This window comes from Chitinophaga barathri (genome assembly GCF_003807585.1).
In the GTDB taxonomy this organism is placed as follows: Bacteria; Bacteroidota; Bacteroidia; order Chitinophagales; family Chitinophagaceae; genus Chitinophaga; species Chitinophaga barathri.
Genome location: NZ_RMBX01000009.1, coordinates 213,794 through 231,255 on the forward strand (window position 1 = coordinate 213,794; position 17,462 = coordinate 231,255).

The window sequence follows — 17,462 nt, forward strand, 5'->3', positions numbered from 1 at the left end:
GGGAGTATAAAAAAACACCCTCCGTAAAAAGCGGAGGGTGCATTCAATTATTCAAATCAGATACTACGTGTAAAAAACGTGGAAAATGAGGACAGACAGTGAATGAAAGTTCAATTCGTTCGGTTTAGTTCCCTTGCTGTATCAGGTACCAGCCGAATCCCCCGGCCGGTATAGTCAGTTGCATATCAATAAAATCACCTTCCCGCAGAGCCACCTCCATTTCCTTACCATCTCCACCGGTAATTTTCGCATTTCTTTTGATGCCGGTATAATAAAGCGGCACTTTCACGGCTTTGGTAATGGCCCGGTCGGTAGGATTAAAAGCAATCAACATGCCTTTATGCTGAATACCCGCGTTGACGTGCAGCATCAGGTCGATGTCGCGCCCATCGGGGCGGCCGATGTGGATAATGTCGGAGGTGAGGATTTCGCGGTATTGTTTGAACCAGTTTACCCATTTTGAAACCATCGCCTTTGTTTCAGGCGTATCGTAGAGTCTTTTGCCGCGTACAGTAAACTGGCAACCGCTTGCCAGGTGCTGGAACAGGCCAGTTTCGTATCTCCCGAGGTTATCGGCAAGCGGCTCCAGTCCCACCCGTGGATCGTTCGTATAAAAACCTACCAGCTGAAGGCTCATCCAGCCCATCGTAGGCGTTTTGTGCCAGGTGCCGTCGTAGATGTACTGGCGGCCGAGCAGCAGTTGCTGTTGCGGCGTAAGATTGGCGCTTGCTTCGCGGTAGCCCATGCCCGTAGCCGATTGCCCGTTCAGGAAATACCAGTCCGGAATTGGGACATACATGTTCCTGCGCTGCAGCTCGTGTAATACTTCCACTTGCGTCTGCCATTGTTTCCATTGCGAATCCTCCAGTCCCCGGTGATGCGCATGGGAAGTGGAAGCACATACGTCACCGTGGTAAGGGCCGTCCATATTGTAAGTCATAAGCCCCGTTCGGTCGTAGAACTTCCACATATTCGGATAATACGTGTCCTTCCATTTACTGGCGATGCAAACGCTTTGCCCAAACAGGCTGCCGGGCTTTCCCGTTTCCGGGTCCACACAATCCACATCCGCGCCTCTTCCTCTTGATGCTACCTGCAATTCATATCCACCCATCACGATGCCCTTTCCTTTCGCGAAATCCGCAATTTCTTTCCACAACGCCACATATGCAGTATCGAGTTTATCGTGCGAAATACCCGGCCAGGCCATAATATCCAGCCTTTCGAAGCCGAGCTCACCCATTTGTGTAATGAAATTTTTCAGCTCCACGCGATCATGGGAAGTAATGCCGCCCGTCAGCAAAGATTCCGTCACCTGCGGCGCAAGTGTACGATAGAATCTCCGGTGGGCAAGGCTTTGCCGCTCACGGTCATCGCTGTCGTGCAATAATTCGAAGGTGGTGAAAGAAGTAAATACGGATTGCGGCGCAAGCATTTCCGAAGGACCCATCGGCAGGCGGCTCACCAGCAGTGAATGATGAGGAAAATCCAGGAACTTGTCTTCCGCCTGGTTGTGCGACGCCCATGTATGATAATCCTTGTCCACTTCCCAGGATGTGGTGGAGCCCCCCACATGATATGCGGGCGGCTCGCCCTTGTAATGCATGAGCGCGCTTCCCCGGCGGTCAGCATTGGCCAGCGCGAAGGAATAATCGCTTTCCACATGGAGCCGTTTTTCCTGGTCCTGGTTCACCGCCAGCACTTCGCATTCCGTTTCGGCCACCAATACGGGCGCACCGGTACCATTGCGGATAGTGATCCATTTGGCCAGCACGGGGATGCCGTCGTACAATTCATAATGAACGGAAACTTTCAACGAGTTTTTCCATTCGGCCCTGCCTGCAGGCGGCTCGTAATGCATCACCACCTGCAATCCTTTCGGCGGCCAGTCCGCATGCGCCGCGTTGTATTTCTGCTGCCAGGGATAGCGGGCCTGCGGCTGAAGTACTTCCAGTCCGGAGAACTGGAAGGCCATCGGGTCGGTCACCATATCTTTGAGCCAGGATTCGAGGAGGTAGGATTTTTCCGGCTGCCCTGAAAGGCCGCCGATATCAAACCAGGTATCACCGAATTTAATCCTGGCTTCCGGTTTAACCGCACGGAGGAATTGAGCGCCGTTGCTAAGATTTTTAAAGCTGACGCCGGCAAGGTTGTCCCCAATATAAAACTCACGGCTAATGAGGCCGTTGGATAATCCGAGCTTGCCGCTCAGTCCGTCCGGAGAAGGTTTGAAACTAACTTCCGATTTCGTCGCAATACGTGACACCAACCAGTCTTCCTGCACAACAACTTTGTCCGCATCCTCCATTGTCCGCACCTGCCGGTTAGAGGCGATAGCGGAAATGACCTTTTTCTGCCGCGCTTCAGCTAATTGTTTATTGCGGACAACGGCTTGCTGGTTGAAATGAAGATCTTTCGCGGGATTAAATTTCCCTTTTGCGAGCGGCGTGATACGTGCTTCATAAATGAGACCGGAGAAAGCCTGCATACGGGCGCTTGAGCCAAGGAAAAGCGTGTCCGCCGGCATGCGGGCTACCGCAACTTCAGCGGGCGTTTTTTTCCCGTTCAGATAAGCCACCGCTTTATTGCCTGCAACGGCGATGGCAATGTGCGCCCATTCTCCTGGCACAACCGGCCCGATAGGTGACGCGGCAGCTGTACCGTTCAGATACAAAACCCATTGCCCGTTTTCCCTGCAAACGGCATACCCCGATCCTCCTCCACCAAAAGCCAGCACGGCAGTTTTAGCAGGCAGGCGGTCGGCAGCACCCTGGCGGGCATTGGCCTGCAACCAGGCTTCCAGCACAAAATCCTGTTGTCCAATGCCAAGCACGCCCTGAGAAGCATAACCTGCGTTCTCTTTAAAGAGCACAGCGCCTTCTCCGGCGAGTTTCTTTTCGGCCGGAGCGTCTGCAAAAAACAATGGCTGGCCTTTCCGCTTAAGTGCAAGCCGGGGCCCTGACGCAGGCCAGAGCGTATCGGGCGCCGTGGCGTAGGTAACCGCGCCGGCCCGGCCCATATTGTAGTGAATCGCGGAATGATCCTGCGCAGAGGCAGCTGCGGACAATACCGCGAATACCGTCGTCAGATAGATCGTCTTCATAATTCCTTTGCTGTCGTACATATTCAATTTGCTGTTATAGGTTTGTGAGGCCTGGTACGGACGGCGCCGTCGGCCATGATTTGCACGATAACCTCTCCGCCGGAAGGTACGGATACTTTCGGCCAGTGCGAAAACGCGGTGTATCCCATTGGTTTGGCAGCCTGGCGCGCCGTCTCCGCGAATACGGACACAGCCGCATTGTAAGGGGTATGATTGGTGAGTCGTAAGGTGAGAGAATTTTTGCCTTCCGACACTTTCTCCGCTTCAATGTGATCGAACACGAACCATTTTCCTTCTCCCGGGCGCGCGTAGATACCGGGAAGCTCTATTGCCATCAGTATACCGTTGGTTTCGGTCCATGAGTTGCGGGTATGGATAAAATTGCCGGTACCGCCTTTACCCTCGGCGTCGCTGGGCTGTATGCGCTCCATGCTGCTGCCGGTACGGTAGTTCGAGGTGATATGACCGGGCATATTGACCGCCTCGGTGTGCGCGTGCTGGATATCGCGGATGAGTTCGGCATAACGGCTGTTGCCGGTAGCCCGGTATAGCTTAAAAATATGATCCGCGGAAGAAGTACAAACGCCGGGAGCTGCATGTTTGTTTTGGCTGCTGGCCCACACCGCTCCCGCCATCCGGCCCTGTAGTTTCCCGATGGCGCTGCCGGGAGGAAATACGGGATCGTAGGCGATGGTCCAGCTGGCGCAAAGGGCAGCCTGCGCTTCGGCGCGCGATAGCCATATGGATTTCCCGGTAAAACGGTATAATGCCATCAACGATTCCAGGAACCCGAACGCTGTTTCAGAGTCCGCATCCTGCGAGATGTCGCCGCAAGCTCCGCCGTTGAAGCCCCGCTGCTCCACATCGCGGTGGTAATAAAAAGCGGCGGACGATTCCGCAACGGAAAGCCATTCCGGCTTTCCAAAGTATCCCGATGCCAGTGCAAGGCCCGCCGGCACAATGGCCCCGGCGGAGGAATTAAAAACGGCCATCTCACCGGTTTCGGGTACGATGTACTGCCCGAATTCGCCATGTTGCTTCCAGGTTTTTACGAAGGCGGCGGCGAGCCGTTGCGCGGCCGTTTCCCACTGAGAGTTGATGATGCTTCCATAACCCTGGTCCTTCAACAGCATGAGATGTTTCATCAGCCAAAACAGGACGTCCCCGTTTTTACGCACCATTGCCTGCACCATCGGAAAATCGGGATGCGCTTTTTCTGTGCCTATCTTTCCATCTTCTGAAATAAATCCATAAAAGTATCCGCTGCGCCCTTGCATTTCAGACGTAATAAAATCCAGTTCCCGCGCTACGCGGCTACGCTCCAACGAGTCGTTCAACGCGAGCATGGGAAAGGTATTGATCATGCCGCTCACCCATCCGAGCTGGAAGTGACGGCTGTTTTCCGGAAGGTAATAGCTGCCTGCTTTTGTTTCAATAAAATTGCCCCTGCAAATGTCCGTCCCCAACTGCGCCAGCTTGCTCATAGGCACGAGGTTGCGCGGCTGGCCGGGACCGGTAACCGTTTTGCGGATTGCCATAAAATGTTGCAAATGGGCTGGTATACCGGAAGAGTTCTTTGAGCATATTTTAAAGCGGAGTTTTGTTTCATCGCCTGCCGACCAGTCGGGGGCCTTGTCCCCGCTGGGATGAAAATCACCGAACCCCGCGGCGCTTTTGCGCATGGCGGGCGCCGTAATGCGGAAGGTGCAGCTGTCGCGTTTTTTATTTTCGAAGATATAAAGGCCGCTATTGCCCAGGTTGGTCTGCTGCTCCGTAAGTATAAACCAGCTCCTGCCCGCCGCCGGCGCGTAAAAATTCATGCCGGGCGCCGCGGTGTTGGTAGTTGCCAGTTCGAGAAAAGAAATATCGTTGCCCGGCAGCGAAAGCCTCGGGCTGTTGGAAATCGTAACCGGAACAGCAGGATTAAAATACATGTCTTTGGGGTAGTCCGGGTTATAACCGTTGCCGATGGAACGATACCTGTTGCCGTTGTATACAATGCCCGGCACCATCACATAGTTGTCCGTGCTCCATTTCCCGAAGCCAAAATCTACCGCCAGCGCGGTATTCGTTGCCCGCCCTTTCAGTAGCCTGCATGTTAGCTCAACGGCGTCTCCATCGTCTTCGCTTTTCTTCGTATTCCAGGTGAGCTGCCACACGTTCTCCCCATCGGTGAGTACATCGCCGTGAAAAACCAGTATTTTCCTGATATCCGTTCCTTCATACTGCATCAGGCTGACCTGCAGCCCGCCATTCAGCGGGCGCAGGACTGCGGGAAGTTCAGACTGCTTCGCGCAGGTGTTACCTGACCATCCCAACATCAGCCACACACACAAGATTTTTATTCTATTTAGCATACAATTCCTTCTCATTTGCAAACGCGGAGTGGTCTGTACCAAACATTTTCTGCTGACCAAAAGCACCGGCACCAACGGTAAAAACCGTTAGCGCCGCGCTCAGCCATAAAGTTTTGGTGATAATGTTCATCTTTCTAGCATTTCCTTTCTCCTGGTCGGTATTTTCTGTAGATGATGGTGTTATCTATTGCAGGGGATCAAAATCTCCTCCCCATTCCTTGTTTTGTTTCAGCACGCCTTTTGACTGCGACAACTGGCTTTCGGGCAACGCATAGAACCAGTGGTTCAGGTCCATGTTAAATTTGAAATTCGGATCGTTGTCGAGATTGTCGATGTAATTGGCGGTGAACCTGGCCCTCACGGCATCTGTCATAATGTTATCGGCCGGTGTGACCATTTGTCCATCTTTTAATGTGATATAAAGACCGTGACGTGCCACCTGGCTGTTGAGGATATCATACCGTTTCCAGCGGCGGAGATCACTAAAGCGTTTGTTTTCGTATGCAAACTCGGCAAAACGTTCGCGGATGACAGCTTCCCTGATATCCCCCTGCGAGGCAGCTGTGACACCGTAATTATTGCCGGCACCCGGCAGAATGCCCGCGCGTTTGCGGATATCCTTCAGCACCTGGAGGGCTTCGGCGGGGCGGGCGGCTTCGTTGGCGCATTCCGCGTAGTTCAGCATCACTTCCGCAAAACGGATCTCCGGCCAGTCGGTCTGCGCCTGTCCCCCCAGGCCCGCCGTCACCGTGGTGTCAAGCCCTTTTCGCTGGAAGAACCCGGTAATGCTGGGGTTCCCGGGCATAGCGGGATGTATCACGTTCATGATATTGACATATTTATTACCGGCTGCATCGTAACGCCAAACGTTCCAGAAACTGTTCCCTTTCACGTAAATGGGGGCCACTTCGTCCGGTGTGGGGTAAGGTGTTCCACCGCAGAATACGGTGGCGTAAAAGCGGTCGTCGCGGTTGGTGTAGAAATCGGTGAGAAACTGCGCATTATAGGCCGGATCATTCAACTGATCTTTATCGAATAACATCGGCGAACCGTCGCGCTTAGGAAATGCCAGCAGCAGCGACAAAATTGGCTGGTTGTTGTTCGATGCATCTTTGGTCAGCGGCTCCGGCCTGATGCCGTTGAAATTGTTGGAATGGTTCGGGTACTGGAACTGGTTCACCATGATGATCTCCTTGTTCCGCTCCTGTACCCATATTTTGTTAAATACCGGATGCAGTGCATGCCCAAGCGTAACCGCTTCGTCCATTGCCGCTTTGGTGGCAGTATAAGCCGCCTGCCATCTTGCCGGGTCGTTAGCCGGATTAAACAGCGGGCTGGCCCAATACGTCAGGACCTTTCCCTTGAACGCCATAGCGGCCACGCGGGTGATACGCCCGTAATCCATCGCCGCATTGGGGTACACACCCGGTAGCAGCAGAATGGCACTGTCGAGGTCTTTCACAATCTGCGCGATGCATTCGGATGTTTTGTTGCGTGGTACGAACAGCGCATCCACGTTCTCAGCATCCTGGGTATGCAGAATGAGCGGCACGCCGCCGATATTGCTCACCATCCCGAAATATGACCATGCGCGCCAGAATTTCGCTTCGCCCTGGTATTGCTGGTTTGTGGGCGTAGAAAGAATATCCGGCTGCGTTTGCTGCAGCTGGTCGAGGAAAAAATTGATCCGGTCGATCTGTGCGTAGTTCAGGCCGGAAGTGGTGGACGATACGGAAATGATACCCCGGTTGTAGTCCGGCATGCTGCGCACATTGCTGATGCCTTCGTCCGAACTGTTGCCGTTAAACGGCCATCCCGGCATCATACGCCCATAGATGTCGCTGAGGAACGCCTTGATCATGGCTGAATCTTTCCAAACGGTCTCCGGGTTAAGGTTGTTGTTGTTTTCGTAATCGAGCCCTTTTTTACAGGACTGGCCACCGCAAAGCGCCGCGGCGCCCGCAACAAGTATTATAAAGAGTTTATTGTTGAATTTCATGATTGACGGAATTAGGTGATTACAGCGAAAGGATGGCGCCGAAGTTGAATGCTTTCATGATGGGGTAAGTGAACCCGTCGGCCATTTCGGGATCGTAATATTCTTTCCCGAATTTGCTGATGACAAAAAGGTTGGAGCCGTTGAAATAGAGCTTCAGCCCGGCAATGCCCACCCTGTTTGTGATGGAATAAGGCAGGCTGTAAGACGCCGCGAGAAAACGGAGCCTCATAAAGCTGGCGTCTTTCATCCAGAAATCACTGGCGTCGTTGGTTACTCTCCTGGCGCCGTCATTTGCGGAATAACGGCGGGGCAGTTCAGCACCCGGGGCTTCCGGCGTCCAGCCGTCTGTATACCATTTGCGCCACATGCGGTTCCATTCCACGTTGCCGTCTACCAGGTTATTCACCATCCGCCATTGGTGGAAGTTGCCGCTGAAAGAGGCCTGCAATGCAATGCCTTTCCATTCTCCACCCAGGTTCAGGCCAACGGTCACCGGGTTATTGTTGGGCTTCAGCACCTCCGCATCCCAATCGTCGATCAGCCCGTCAGGCTGGTTATTCGGGCCGCTGATGTCTTTATACGTCAGTTGTCCCGGTTGGGGCGAAATACCATAATACTTGTAGTACGGATTCTTTGACATAAACGCATCTACATCCGCCTGCGTGCGCAACATCCCCGTAACCACGCGGGACACTACCCTGTTCGCATTATAGCCAACTGTCTTTTGCCAGGGGTAAGTGATGTTCTCATCGCGGGTAATGTATTTGGCGGCGCCGTAACCCATATTTGCATTCGCGAAATATTTAAAATCACCGGCCTCACGGTTCATCCCGATTGAAAACTCAATTCCTTTCGCCTCCATTTCCCCATAGTTTGCGCTGGGAAGCGTGCGGCTAAATGTGGGCGGTACCGATGCAAGGCGCTGGCCGAGGATATCGTAGGTTTTCATTTTATAAAGTTCCAGTGTGGCATTGAAGTGGTCCAGGAAATTCACATCCACACCGGCATTGTAGCTGAGCGTCTTTTCCCAGGTAAGGCCGGTATTGACAATAGGGCCGTAGGTAATGCCCGTATTAGTTTTACCATCGTTGCCAAAATAAGCGGAGCTGCCGTTCTGGTAAGATTGCTGCCATTGCCAGCCGCCCACTGCGTCGTTCCCGGTAATGCCCACGGAACCGCGCAGTTTCAGGAACTGTATGTTTTTAACGCTACTGAAGAAGTTTTCCCGGGAAATGATCCAGCCGGCGGAAGCGGAAGGAAAGAAGCCCCAGCGTTTGTCGTAGGCGAACTGCATGGAACCGTCATAACGGTAACTGAAGGCCGCGATATAACGCCCGTCGTAGTCATAGCCGAGCTGCCCCACCCAGGAGCGGCGGCCGTTGGCCTGCTCGGTATTGCCGCCGTTGTAGGAATCAAGCCTGTCCCCGCTGGTAGCCCACCACTGGTCCGTAAGATAAACGGGGAAGTTATCACGCCCTGTACTGATGCCACCAGATTCCCAGTGCGATTTCTCGAACAGCACCATGGCGCGCACGTGATGCACTTTATTAAATGTGGTATCGTAGTTCAGCTGGAAGTTCAGGGTGTATGACGACATCCACGCATAATCCTCCTGCAGGAAGTTCTTTCCGATCTGCGATGACTTCTTGATCGCAACACGATCCGCGTCGGCGGTGCTGATCTGCCGTACTCCGGTCGTTTTCATCACCCACATGTCGTATTGTTTCTCGAAAGCCTTGGACCGGTTGTAGGAATAGGATTTAAAGAACTGCCCTGAAGCGGTGAGGCCGGGAATGCGGGGCACCTTGTACTGAAGGCGCAGATTGATATTGGGAGAAAGCCAGTTGCGTTTGATATAACCGCCGTCGCCACGGGCTTCCGCACCCACGTTGGCGATCCAGCCGTAGTCGATGGGATTCCCGTTGTCTGTCCACACAGGCTGTTCGGGTTGCCAGAGCAGTTGTTTACGGTAGAGGTCATTGGGATTACCGGCAACCGCGGTGTTCGGAGGACCGTAGGTCAGGCTGTTGGCCAGCGATACGCCGGCGAAGGCCTGTAGCTCCGGTGTGATATCCGCTGTAAGGTTAGCCCTGAAGTTATAGCGGTCGAAGGTCAGGTTCTTCATCACGGCGTCTTCTTTGATATAGGCGCCGGATACGAAGTATTTAATTTTTTCACTGCCGCCGCTCACGCTAAGGTTGTGAGACGTAATGCTGGGATCGTTATACACTTCGTTCAGCTGGTCGTATCCCCAGCCGTTGTTGATCTTCCGGAAATAATCGAAATCAGACTGTGACCAGGTGGTGTTGGAACCGGGGTTGAGGCGGTTAAAGATCTCCCCTGTTTCAATAGCGCTGGTGCGCTCCGCATTTTTACCGCGTTTGGAAAACCCGGTATTGAAGGAATAGCTGATGCGTGCTCTGCCGCTTGCGCCTCTGCGCGTGGTGATGACGATTACACCGCCAGCCGCGCGGGCGCCATATACAGAGGCTGCCGCCGCGTCTTTGAGAACGGAAATATTATCGATGTCGTTCGGCGCAAGCGCGTTAAAATCGTCGCCCGAAGCGATCATACCATCGATAACGAACAGCGCGTTCTGACTGTTAAAAGAGGTCCCCACGCGCACACGCACACCCGGCGACGATCCGGGAATGCCGGAAGGCGTGGAAACAAATACGCCCGGCATTTGCCCTGCCAATAGGTTTGCAACCGATGTGGTTGGAAAATTGCGGCGGTCTTCGTCCATTTTCATCGTGGCAACGGAGCTGGTTACAAGATCTCTCCGCTGCGAGCCATAGCCTGTTACAACAAAGTCTTTCAGCGAGGTGGCCGATTGCCTGAGCACGATCCGGATAGAAGCACCGGAAACCGTTACCATTGCCTGTTCGTAACCGGTCATGGAAACACGGAGCCTGGCGCCGGGGGCAACGTTCAGCTCAAATTTGCCTTCCGCATCCGCGGCAACATTTATTTTCTCCCCGTCCGTCTGGCTGACGGAAGCCCCGGGCAGTGGCGCCCCCAGGGAATCGGTCACGACGCCTTTTACTAAAATTTTTTCCTGTGCATACATACTGGTGGAATACAAGACCAGGCAAAAAAGGCCCAGCATCCAGCGCTTAAGATTTGATTGATTCATAAATGGAATTGTATAGGTGGAAAAATGACCAACAGTTCCCCTCGATAGGCGGAATATCCTCTTCGTGTCAGCAATGACATAAAATTCCAACAATACCTTTCCTTCCACCACCCTAAATTTGACTATTAGCTATGTTTTTTTTGCAGGCCGGTTATTTTCGGCCCGGCTACCGGGTGGCGTAATTCAATATATTTAGGTACATTTGGTCGCACACAGCATACAGTGACATAAATTCCAGGGTCGTTTCAATGAGATAATCTCATATGCAGTACATATATGAAAATTTCACTTTTCCGCCAGACCAGTCATTTACCGTCCGTTCAGAAATACTGGAGATAAAGAAATATGCGGCGCTGAAATCACACATCAATTTCGAGATTGCATTATTGGAAAATTGCAGCGGCAAGCGGTTTATCGGGGATCATATCGAAGACTTCGAAGGCACCGAACTGGTACTGATGGGCAGTTATCTCCCGCATTGCTGGCAATATTACACCGTGCTTGATCCCATGATCCCGCCGCAGGCCACCGTCATTCATTTTTTTCCTGATTTCCTGGGGCGGCAATTGCTGGAGAAACCGGAGGCGCGACAGATAAATGAGCTGTTTGAACGCGCGGCCAAGGGGATCTCTTTCTCCGGCTATACGATCCAGACGGCCAAGCTGATCATGCAGCAGATGTTGTTCTCAACCGGCATGGCACGGGTAGCGCTCATGCTCAGTTTGCTGGACATCCTGGCGAATGCGGACCAGGCACGCGTGCTTTCTTCGCCGTACTACAATTCTGTGAATACTTCCGGCGAAGCGCAAAAGATCAACAAAGTGTTCGATTATATTTTCCAGAATTTTCGGGAAGAAATTTCGCTGAAAGCGGTAGCGGACATCCTGCCGATGTCACCCGCGGCGTTTTGCCGGTATTTTAAAGCGCGCACCAATCGTACGCTGATCGATTTTGTGAAGGAGGTGCGCATCGGGCATGCCGCCAAACTCCTGCTGGAAAAGAAACACAATGTAACAGAGGCCTGTTACATGAGCGGGTATAACAATCTTTCAAATTTCAACAAACATTTCAAAGAGGTAAAGGGCCTCTCCCCCAGGGATTTCATGCGGCAATACGACATGCCCGCCGGCCGTTAATCCCATCACTTATTTCCCGAACTGGTAAAACGGAACAGCTTCCGTCCACGTCTGCCCGGACTGTGTACCTGCCACCCCTTCCTGGTAACCGGCCATAAGGCGGTTCCACTCCGCACACCGTTTATCGTGCGACTCCGCTATCTTCCCCATCTCATCCAGATCGGCGCCTTCCGGCACTGCAATCACCATCACCAGCGTATGCTGACTGCGGAACATACGGATGCTGCGGTAACCCGCTTTCCGAAAACCCTGTTCCACTTCGGGCCAAACGGCCTGATGATAATCGAGGTATTCACGAAGCCGGTCATCGCCCGGTTTGATGTTCACCACGAACACCTTTTCGGTTAACCGTTCTTCCTGTTTGCAGGCGGCGAGTGAAAAAACAAGCAGCAAGGATACTATTAGAAAATGACGCATTTATTTCGGATTAAGGTCAGGCAAAATAAAAGTAAATCGCGCACATGACGGCCGCAAGCAGTCCCCACATTGTCCAAACGCCGGCGCTGGTACGTCCTCCCCTCCGCCACGACTCAGCAATAGACGGCAGGGCCTGCACAGCCGGCGGCTTTGTGCATAAAGTTACAACGATCAATACGGCAGACATCGCAATGAAAAGATAAAACGACAACAGCATAAAATGCGGCCAGAATTCTTTCGACGGAAAGTTCAGCACATGGCATGCGCCCACGACCAGGCACACCAGCCCTCCGCCGTACAGCACAGCCTCCGCCGCGGCGCGGTTCACCCGTTTCCAGGAAATGCCGCCAACAAACACCACCGACAGCGGCGGCGCCAGGATCGATACCATGCCCTGGCTTAATTCGAAGAACCCTTTCCCTGAATGGGAAAACAAGTACGCCACACCAACAGCCAGCGCGGCCGCCAGCACGGTCACCCACTGCCCCGTCCGTCTCCTGGCATCATCGTCCATTTCCCGGAAGCGGGCCAGCACATCCAGCGTGAATACGGTGCTGAAAGAGTTAAGGCCGGACGACACCGTATCGATCAGCGCCGCGATCAATGCCGCAATACACAGGCCCAGGAAACCATGCGGCATTACCTGGCTGACGAGTGTGATGTAGGCATTGTCCGGCTGCGCAATGTCTTTGTACAACACGAAACAAATGATGCCCGGGAAAATAAAAATGAAGGGCATGATAATTTTCAACACCGAAATAAAAATCGCGCCATACTGTCCTTCTTTCATATCCTTTCCCGCCAGTACTTTCTGCACGATCGTCTGGTCCGTGCACCAGTAATAGATCCCTACAACCGGATACCCCAGGATCATCGCCACCCAGGAATATTCCGGGTCCGACGCGGGGCGGAACAGCCGCCAGTAATGCCCCGGCGCCGCATCCACCAGCGCCTGTATCCCGCCCGCCTTTTGGAGCGCCAGGTACACAAGAATGACGGATGAAAGGATGATAACGGCAGACTGGAAAATACCGGTCCTTACCACTGCTTTTAACCCGCCCACCGCGGTAAAGCTGGAAGCGATAACGGCTACCACCACCACCGCGCGCATGAGCGGGATATCAAAAACCTGTGAGATGATGAGCCCTCCCGCGTAAAGTGCGCAGCCCAGCCATACGACCAGTATGGATATCAGGCTGTAGATGACGAGGAAATTATACGAACGTTTGCCGAACCTGACGAGCAGGAACTGCGGCATGGTGTATACTTTTGTGGAAATGTAATGAGGCAGGAAAAACATGGACATGAGGAAAATGAATATCCACGCGAGCCATTCGAAATTGCTGCCCACCATGCCCTGGGTGAATCCGATGCTGGCGAAACCGACGAGCATCGAAGGGCCTGCGTTTGCACTGAACAACGAAAAGCCGATCTGCCACCAGGAAAGCGAGCGCCCGCCCAGGAAAATGTCGCGGCCACCGGCTTTGCTCCGGCTGTTCAGGTAAAAACCGATTGCCATCAGCACCGCTACATACAGTAGCAACACTGCATAATCAGATCCGTCCAGCGTAATGTCCAAGTATGGTCGATTTTAAAGTTTATAAAATTACATTGGGCAGGTAAGAGGCCATACCGGCGGCATCCCATTCCGCCGTGCGCGTGATTTTACCGGCTCGTTTCCAGTAATCCCAATCCACCCGCACCGGCGCCCCTTCGATATCCGGCAGTTCCCAGCCGCCCCCGCTCCATTCCGGCCGTACGCTAAAATACTGTTCCAGCCCTGACATGATGGAATACAGGTACTCAACGCGGCAGTGTTCCCCCGCTGTAGCCATGAGGCCCGCCGTGTACAGCGAATATCCGCCCGATGAAAAATCTGCCCCGCCCGCCTGCGCGAGGTCCCGCACTTCCGCCCATTCGCGCACTCCGCCAATCTGCGTGGGCACGGGCTGCATATGTTTTACACCGAGGCGCAGCAGCGTCGGGAACATGCGCGATGTACGCTCCGATTCCCCAAAAGCAACTCTCACGGGCGATGCAGCGCACAAACGCTGGATCTGTTCCATCCCGGCTGAATGCACCGGCTCTTCGATCCATGCAATGTTTTGCGCGGCGGAAAGATCGAGGAAACGAAGGGCCTGATCGCAGTCCCACACCTGGTTCACGTCTACCGCCAACTGTACACCCGGGCCCAGCAAGCTGCGCACGAACTTCACGCGTTCCACATCTTCTTCCAGCCTTCCGCCAAAATCTTTCCCGATCTTCATTTTATAACAGTCCACGCCTTTATCGAGAAAATAACTTATTTCCGATTCCAGTTGTGCGTAGGTATAATTGGTACCGCCTCCGCTGCCGTAGACCTTTACGTGGTCCCTTCCAGCGCCCAGGTAACGGTGCAAAGGTTTGCCTGCACGGCGCGCAGCCAGATCGTGCAGGGCGAAATCTATCTGCCCCAGCATCGCTGCCGCCGCACCGCGGAATCCTTCGTTGCGGATAGACCAATACAACTTGCTGTACAGTTCGCTGTAAGGCATTCCTTTGCTGTGCAGGAGGATGGGCAGGAAACAGGATTCCAGGATATTGGTGTAGCTGCTGTATACCGGCGCTTCGCCGAGGATACCGTTTTCATCCTCCAGCGTGATGACCGCCAGGCCGAATGTGAGGAACGGGCCCATGGTAGCGTCCTGGAAGGGCGTTACGGCCGGTACTGTTTCCAGCACATTAAGCTTCACCCGGGAAATATTAAAAATCTGGTCGTTGATTGCTTTCATCTTGGTAATGTGTCCTTGCTGTAATGCAAAATTTTCTCAAACAGGTACTGTGGCAGCGGTCCGGCGGCGAAATCGCCGAGGGTCGCTTCCAGTTGCTGCGGGTTGGAAGGGCCGATAACGATGTTGAAAGAAAATTGTAGGGAAAGGAGGAAACGGTGTGCCATGGCGCGAAGCTCCATACATTCGGTTTGCGCAAGGGCGTGGAGCCGCCGGGCGGCTTCGATGTCCGCTTCGGGCAGCCACCCGGGGGGATTGCCGGTGAATGCGGAAAATTGCCCGCCGAGTGCGCCCATGTTTAGCGGGCTGGCTGCATAGTAACGCACTCCCGCGCTGAGGCTTTCCGGCAGGGAGGTTTCCATCGCCACGGTACTGCAGGCGTTCAGCCGGTTGTACTCCATCAAAACGTCAAATGCACCATCCCGGAGCCATGGCCAGGCCCATTCCGGTGGATTGCCGCCCAGCCCGATGGCCTTTGCGAGGCCCATCTCTTTGATTTCCCGCAACACGTCCACGACATGCCCGAAATCCTGCCGGGGAACCTGGGAAGGATCGTGAAGGAAAAGTACATCCAGTACCGGGAGCTTTAGTTTTTCGAGCGATTCGCCCACGCTTTGAAGCATTGCGCCGCGGCTGTAATCATACCGGCCGTCGTAGGCAGTAAAACCTTGCAGGCGGCCAGCTTTGGAGCTTACAGCGGGTACGGGGCCTTCCCATTGCCGGAGGGCCTCACCCACATAAGTTTCTGCATGGGCATATGCCGGAGCGGTGTCTATCGCCCCAATTCCATGTTCCAGCGCCGCGAGCACCGTTTCAACGGACGCCGCCGGATCCACCGGCCCCCAAACACCGCCGATGCCGGCCGTTCCCAATATAAGCCGCTCCAATTTCATCCCGGGAATTTTACTTTTTTCTTATCTGTTTCAGTCAGCTCAAATGTAGCCTGTGCGAACGCACTCCTGCCAGATGCATTTTGACCAATTTACATGTTTTTTTGACCGCTCAGGTATGGGCTTTTTCCAGGATAAAAAAAACAGCCGGCAAAAACCGGCTGTTTAATCTTTGAAAGAATATGTATTATCGTCAATCTTATCTCCTTTTCCTGTACAGCAACAGCACCGTTGCAAACACCAGGAGCAATCCCGGTATCACGCCAAAGAAAAATATCCGCATGGCAAGGATACCCTTATCATTCGTATCAATAACATCTTTCGACCTGATAGCGCCGGTGTTGACGGGAAATTTGCCATGGGTGAACCAGCGGAACATTTCCGTGATCAGCGGCTGGTTCCATATATACGGTTTGCGCCGCGCCAGCTCGCCGGAGCTCATAAAATCAGCATCACCAGTCACGATGATCCGCTGCGTTTTACCTTGTACTTGTCTTTCGGCCGCAATAGCCAACGCTTCGTTGTTTTTTGCGGTCAGCAGCGGGATGATATGAAAGCCATGTTCCTGCCCATACCGGAGGCTTACCGCGCCCACCATGGATACTACCGCGCCATCAGCTTTGTATGCCGAGAGTTTGGGAGCAATGGCCCCGGCGCTGTCGGAAAAACGGGCCGGGATAAATTCGGGCGCATAATCCCGGCTTTCTTCCTGTATCAGCGTTTCGCCAGGCCCGGGCTCAGCCTGTAGATCGTCTATTTTTATTCCGGTAACGGTGTAAGAGTGGCAAAAAATTTCACTGCTGGGACAAAACAGCGGCACTCGTTAAATTTGAAATATTATATTTTTTTACCCTAAATATTTTATCAGATGTACATTTTAACAAAGTATCTGATTACTTTAGCTATTTCAGGAGCGGTCTCTTCAACCATGCCAAGCCATGCAGGAAACAGTTACATGCCTACAATTCCGTCCACTCAATCAATTAAATTCAGGGTTCCATGCAACGGCGTTCTACCTTGGTCATCTGGAACGGTCTATAACGCCGGGCAATTTGTGGTACATAACGGACGCTTATATGTAGCTAAATGGTGGACTCAAGGAGAGATGCCAGGCATATCTCTTGTCTGGGAGGACCAGGGAGCTTGCAGCTGATAATGTCACTGTAAGGTGGATGCCAGATATTGCTAGATTCCTGGTGCAGGTTTTCCATCTGGCTTTGCCCGTTCGAGTTCCTTAAATTATTGAAGATTTTGTCAAGCTCCGCTTGGTCAAATCAGGCGGAGCTCTTAGTTATAAAACGCTTCCACGGTTTTGAGTTGGACTGCGCGTCTGATGCGTCGTCATAAGTGGGGCCCCTAAGTTAAACAGCTCCTGCTGCATGTCCACCATCTGCCAGGAGTTGAGCAGGTTCAGATGATCTGCGTCTGGTTTGGCGGTGAGGAATGCGGTGCTGCTGAAGTTGACGGTCAATTTGCCGCCCCCGTTGCGGGTCGTGATGGAGATCACGCCCATTGTCAACTCTGAGACCATAGATTGCAAAAATATGCTGGCTGATACATGTAAACAAATGGCGAGAAGGAGAAAGCTGGTAAGTTTCATGCATGGAAAAGGGGGTGGACTCCCCGTCCTGCGGGGTCTTCTTTATGTCGCATTTT

At 53.2% G+C, this 17,462-nt stretch carries 13 protein-coding genes; 2 read left to right on the plus strand and 11 right to left on the minus strand.

All coding sequences use genetic code 11. The features are described 5' to 3' along the window. Positions 1-124: 124 nt before the first annotated feature. Genes EG028_RS17385 through EG028_RS17400 form a run of 5 tightly spaced genes read right to left on the minus strand, consistent with a single transcriptional unit; the run spans position 125 to position 10,595 of the window. Complete coding sequence (locus tag EG028_RS17385) at positions 125-3,103, minus strand: LamG domain-containing protein (protein WP_162946556.1); 2,979 nt, start codon at positions 3,101-3,103, stop codon at positions 125-127. A gap of 23 nt (positions 3,104-3,126) precedes the next feature. Further along, a complete protein-coding gene (locus EG028_RS17390; protein WP_221198108.1) occupies positions 3,127-5,424 on the minus strand; it encodes a hypothetical protein in 2,298 nt (765 codons plus the stop codon). A gap of 25 nt (positions 5,425-5,449) precedes the next feature. Continuing rightward, the gene (locus EG028_RS27750; protein WP_162946555.1) at positions 5,450-5,590 is read right to left on the minus strand and encodes a hypothetical protein; all 141 of its coding nucleotides are present in this window, start codon (positions 5,588-5,590) and stop codon (positions 5,450-5,452) included. 54 nt (positions 5,591-5,644) lie between these two features. Next, positions 5,645-7,459 (minus strand): RagB/SusD family nutrient uptake outer membrane protein, encoded by a 1,815-nt coding sequence (locus EG028_RS17395; protein ID WP_120517772.1) that lies wholly within the window; start codon positions 7,457-7,459, stop codon positions 5,645-5,647. 19 nt (positions 7,460-7,478) lie between these two features. Further along, entirely contained in the window at positions 7,479-10,595 is a 3,117-nt protein-coding gene (locus tag EG028_RS17400; protein ID WP_120517771.1) for a SusC/RagA family TonB-linked outer membrane protein, read from the minus strand. A 263-nt stretch (positions 10,596-10,858) separates the two neighbouring features. Between EG028_RS17400 and EG028_RS17405 the strand changes: the two genes are divergently transcribed. Beyond that, a complete protein-coding gene (locus tag EG028_RS17405) occupies positions 10,859-11,731 on the plus strand; it encodes a helix-turn-helix domain-containing protein (RefSeq protein WP_120517770.1) in 873 nt (290 codons plus the stop codon). 9 nt (positions 11,732-11,740) lie between these two features. On the opposite strand, the gene EG028_RS17410 is transcribed toward EG028_RS17405, so the two are convergent. The 5 genes from EG028_RS17410 to EG028_RS17430 form a co-directional block, all read right to left on the minus strand. Further along, positions 11,741-12,148 (minus strand): L-rhamnose mutarotase, encoded by a 408-nt coding sequence (locus tag EG028_RS17410; RefSeq protein WP_120517769.1) that lies wholly within the window; start codon positions 12,146-12,148, stop codon positions 11,741-11,743. A gap of 16 nt (positions 12,149-12,164) precedes the next feature. Next, positions 12,165-13,727 carry a sodium:solute symporter family transporter gene (locus tag EG028_RS17415; RefSeq protein ID WP_120517768.1) on the minus strand — a complete coding sequence of 521 codons (1,563 nt, stop codon included), beginning with the start codon at positions 13,725-13,727 and terminating at the stop codon, positions 12,165-12,167. A gap of 19 nt (positions 13,728-13,746) precedes the next feature. Beyond that, positions 13,747-14,919 carry an enolase C-terminal domain-like protein gene (locus EG028_RS17420; RefSeq protein ID WP_120517767.1) on the minus strand — a complete coding sequence of 391 codons (1,173 nt, stop codon included), beginning with the start codon at positions 14,917-14,919 and terminating at the stop codon, positions 13,747-13,749. Continuing rightward, positions 14,916-15,809: an aldo/keto reductase gene (locus EG028_RS17425; RefSeq protein ID WP_120517766.1), complete on the minus strand. Its 894-nt coding sequence runs from the start codon at positions 15,807-15,809 to the stop codon at positions 14,916-14,918. The genes EG028_RS17420 and EG028_RS17425 overlap by 4 nt, the downstream gene beginning before the upstream one ends. Positions 15,810-16,005: 196 nt before the next feature. After that, positions 16,006-16,626 carry a hypothetical protein gene (locus EG028_RS17430; protein WP_120517765.1) on the minus strand — a complete coding sequence of 207 codons (621 nt, stop codon included), beginning with the start codon at positions 16,624-16,626 and terminating at the stop codon, positions 16,006-16,008. 135 nt (positions 16,627-16,761) lie between these two features. Between EG028_RS17430 and EG028_RS28090 the strand changes: the two genes are divergently transcribed. After that, the gene (locus tag EG028_RS28090) at positions 16,762-16,959 is read left to right on the plus strand and encodes a carbohydrate-binding protein (RefSeq protein WP_394364027.1); all 198 of its coding nucleotides are present in this window, start codon (positions 16,762-16,764) and stop codon (positions 16,957-16,959) included. Between the two features lie 138 nt (positions 16,960-17,097). Here EG028_RS28090 and EG028_RS17440 read toward each other — a convergent pair whose 3' ends face one another. Beyond that, positions 17,098-17,406 (minus strand): hypothetical protein, encoded by a 309-nt coding sequence (locus tag EG028_RS17440; RefSeq protein ID WP_123864705.1) that lies wholly within the window; start codon positions 17,404-17,406, stop codon positions 17,098-17,100. Positions 17,407-17,462 lie beyond the last annotated feature (56 nt).

Coding starts and splice junctions, on each gene's coding strand:
- EG028_RS17400 (WP_120517771.1), bottom strand. CDS start 10,595: ATGAATCAATCAAATCTTAAGCGCTGGATGCTGGGCCTTTTTTGCCTG.
- EG028_RS17385 (WP_162946556.1), bottom strand. CDS start 3,103: ATGAAGACGATCTATCTGACGACGGTATTCGCGGTATTGTCCGCAGCT.
- EG028_RS17405 (WP_120517770.1), top strand. CDS start 10,859: ATGCAGTACATATATGAAAATTTCACTTTTCCGCCAGACCAGTCATTT.
- EG028_RS17390 (WP_221198108.1), bottom strand. CDS start 5,424: ATGTTGGGATGGTCAGGTAACACCTGCGCGAAGCAGTCTGAACTTCCC.
- EG028_RS28090 (WP_394364027.1), top strand. CDS start 16,762: ATGCCTACAATTCCGTCCACTCAATCAATTAAATTCAGGGTTCCATGC.
- EG028_RS17420 (WP_120517767.1), bottom strand. CDS start 14,919: ATGAAAGCAATCAACGACCAGATTTTTAATATTTCCCGGGTGAAGCTT.
- EG028_RS17410 (WP_120517769.1), bottom strand. CDS start 12,148: ATGCGTCATTTTCTAATAGTATCCTTGCTGCTTGTTTTTTCACTCGCC.
- EG028_RS17440 (WP_123864705.1), bottom strand. CDS start 17,406: ATGAAACTTACCAGCTTTCTCCTTCTCGCCATTTGTTTACATGTATCA.
- EG028_RS27750 (WP_162946555.1), bottom strand. CDS start 5,590: ATGAACATTATCACCAAAACTTTATGGCTGAGCGCGGCGCTAACGGTT.
- EG028_RS17395 (WP_120517772.1), bottom strand. CDS start 7,459: ATGAAATTCAACAATAAACTCTTTATAATACTTGTTGCGGGCGCCGCG.
- EG028_RS17425 (WP_120517766.1), bottom strand. CDS start 15,809: ATGAAATTGGAGCGGCTTATATTGGGAACGGCCGGCATCGGCGGTGTT.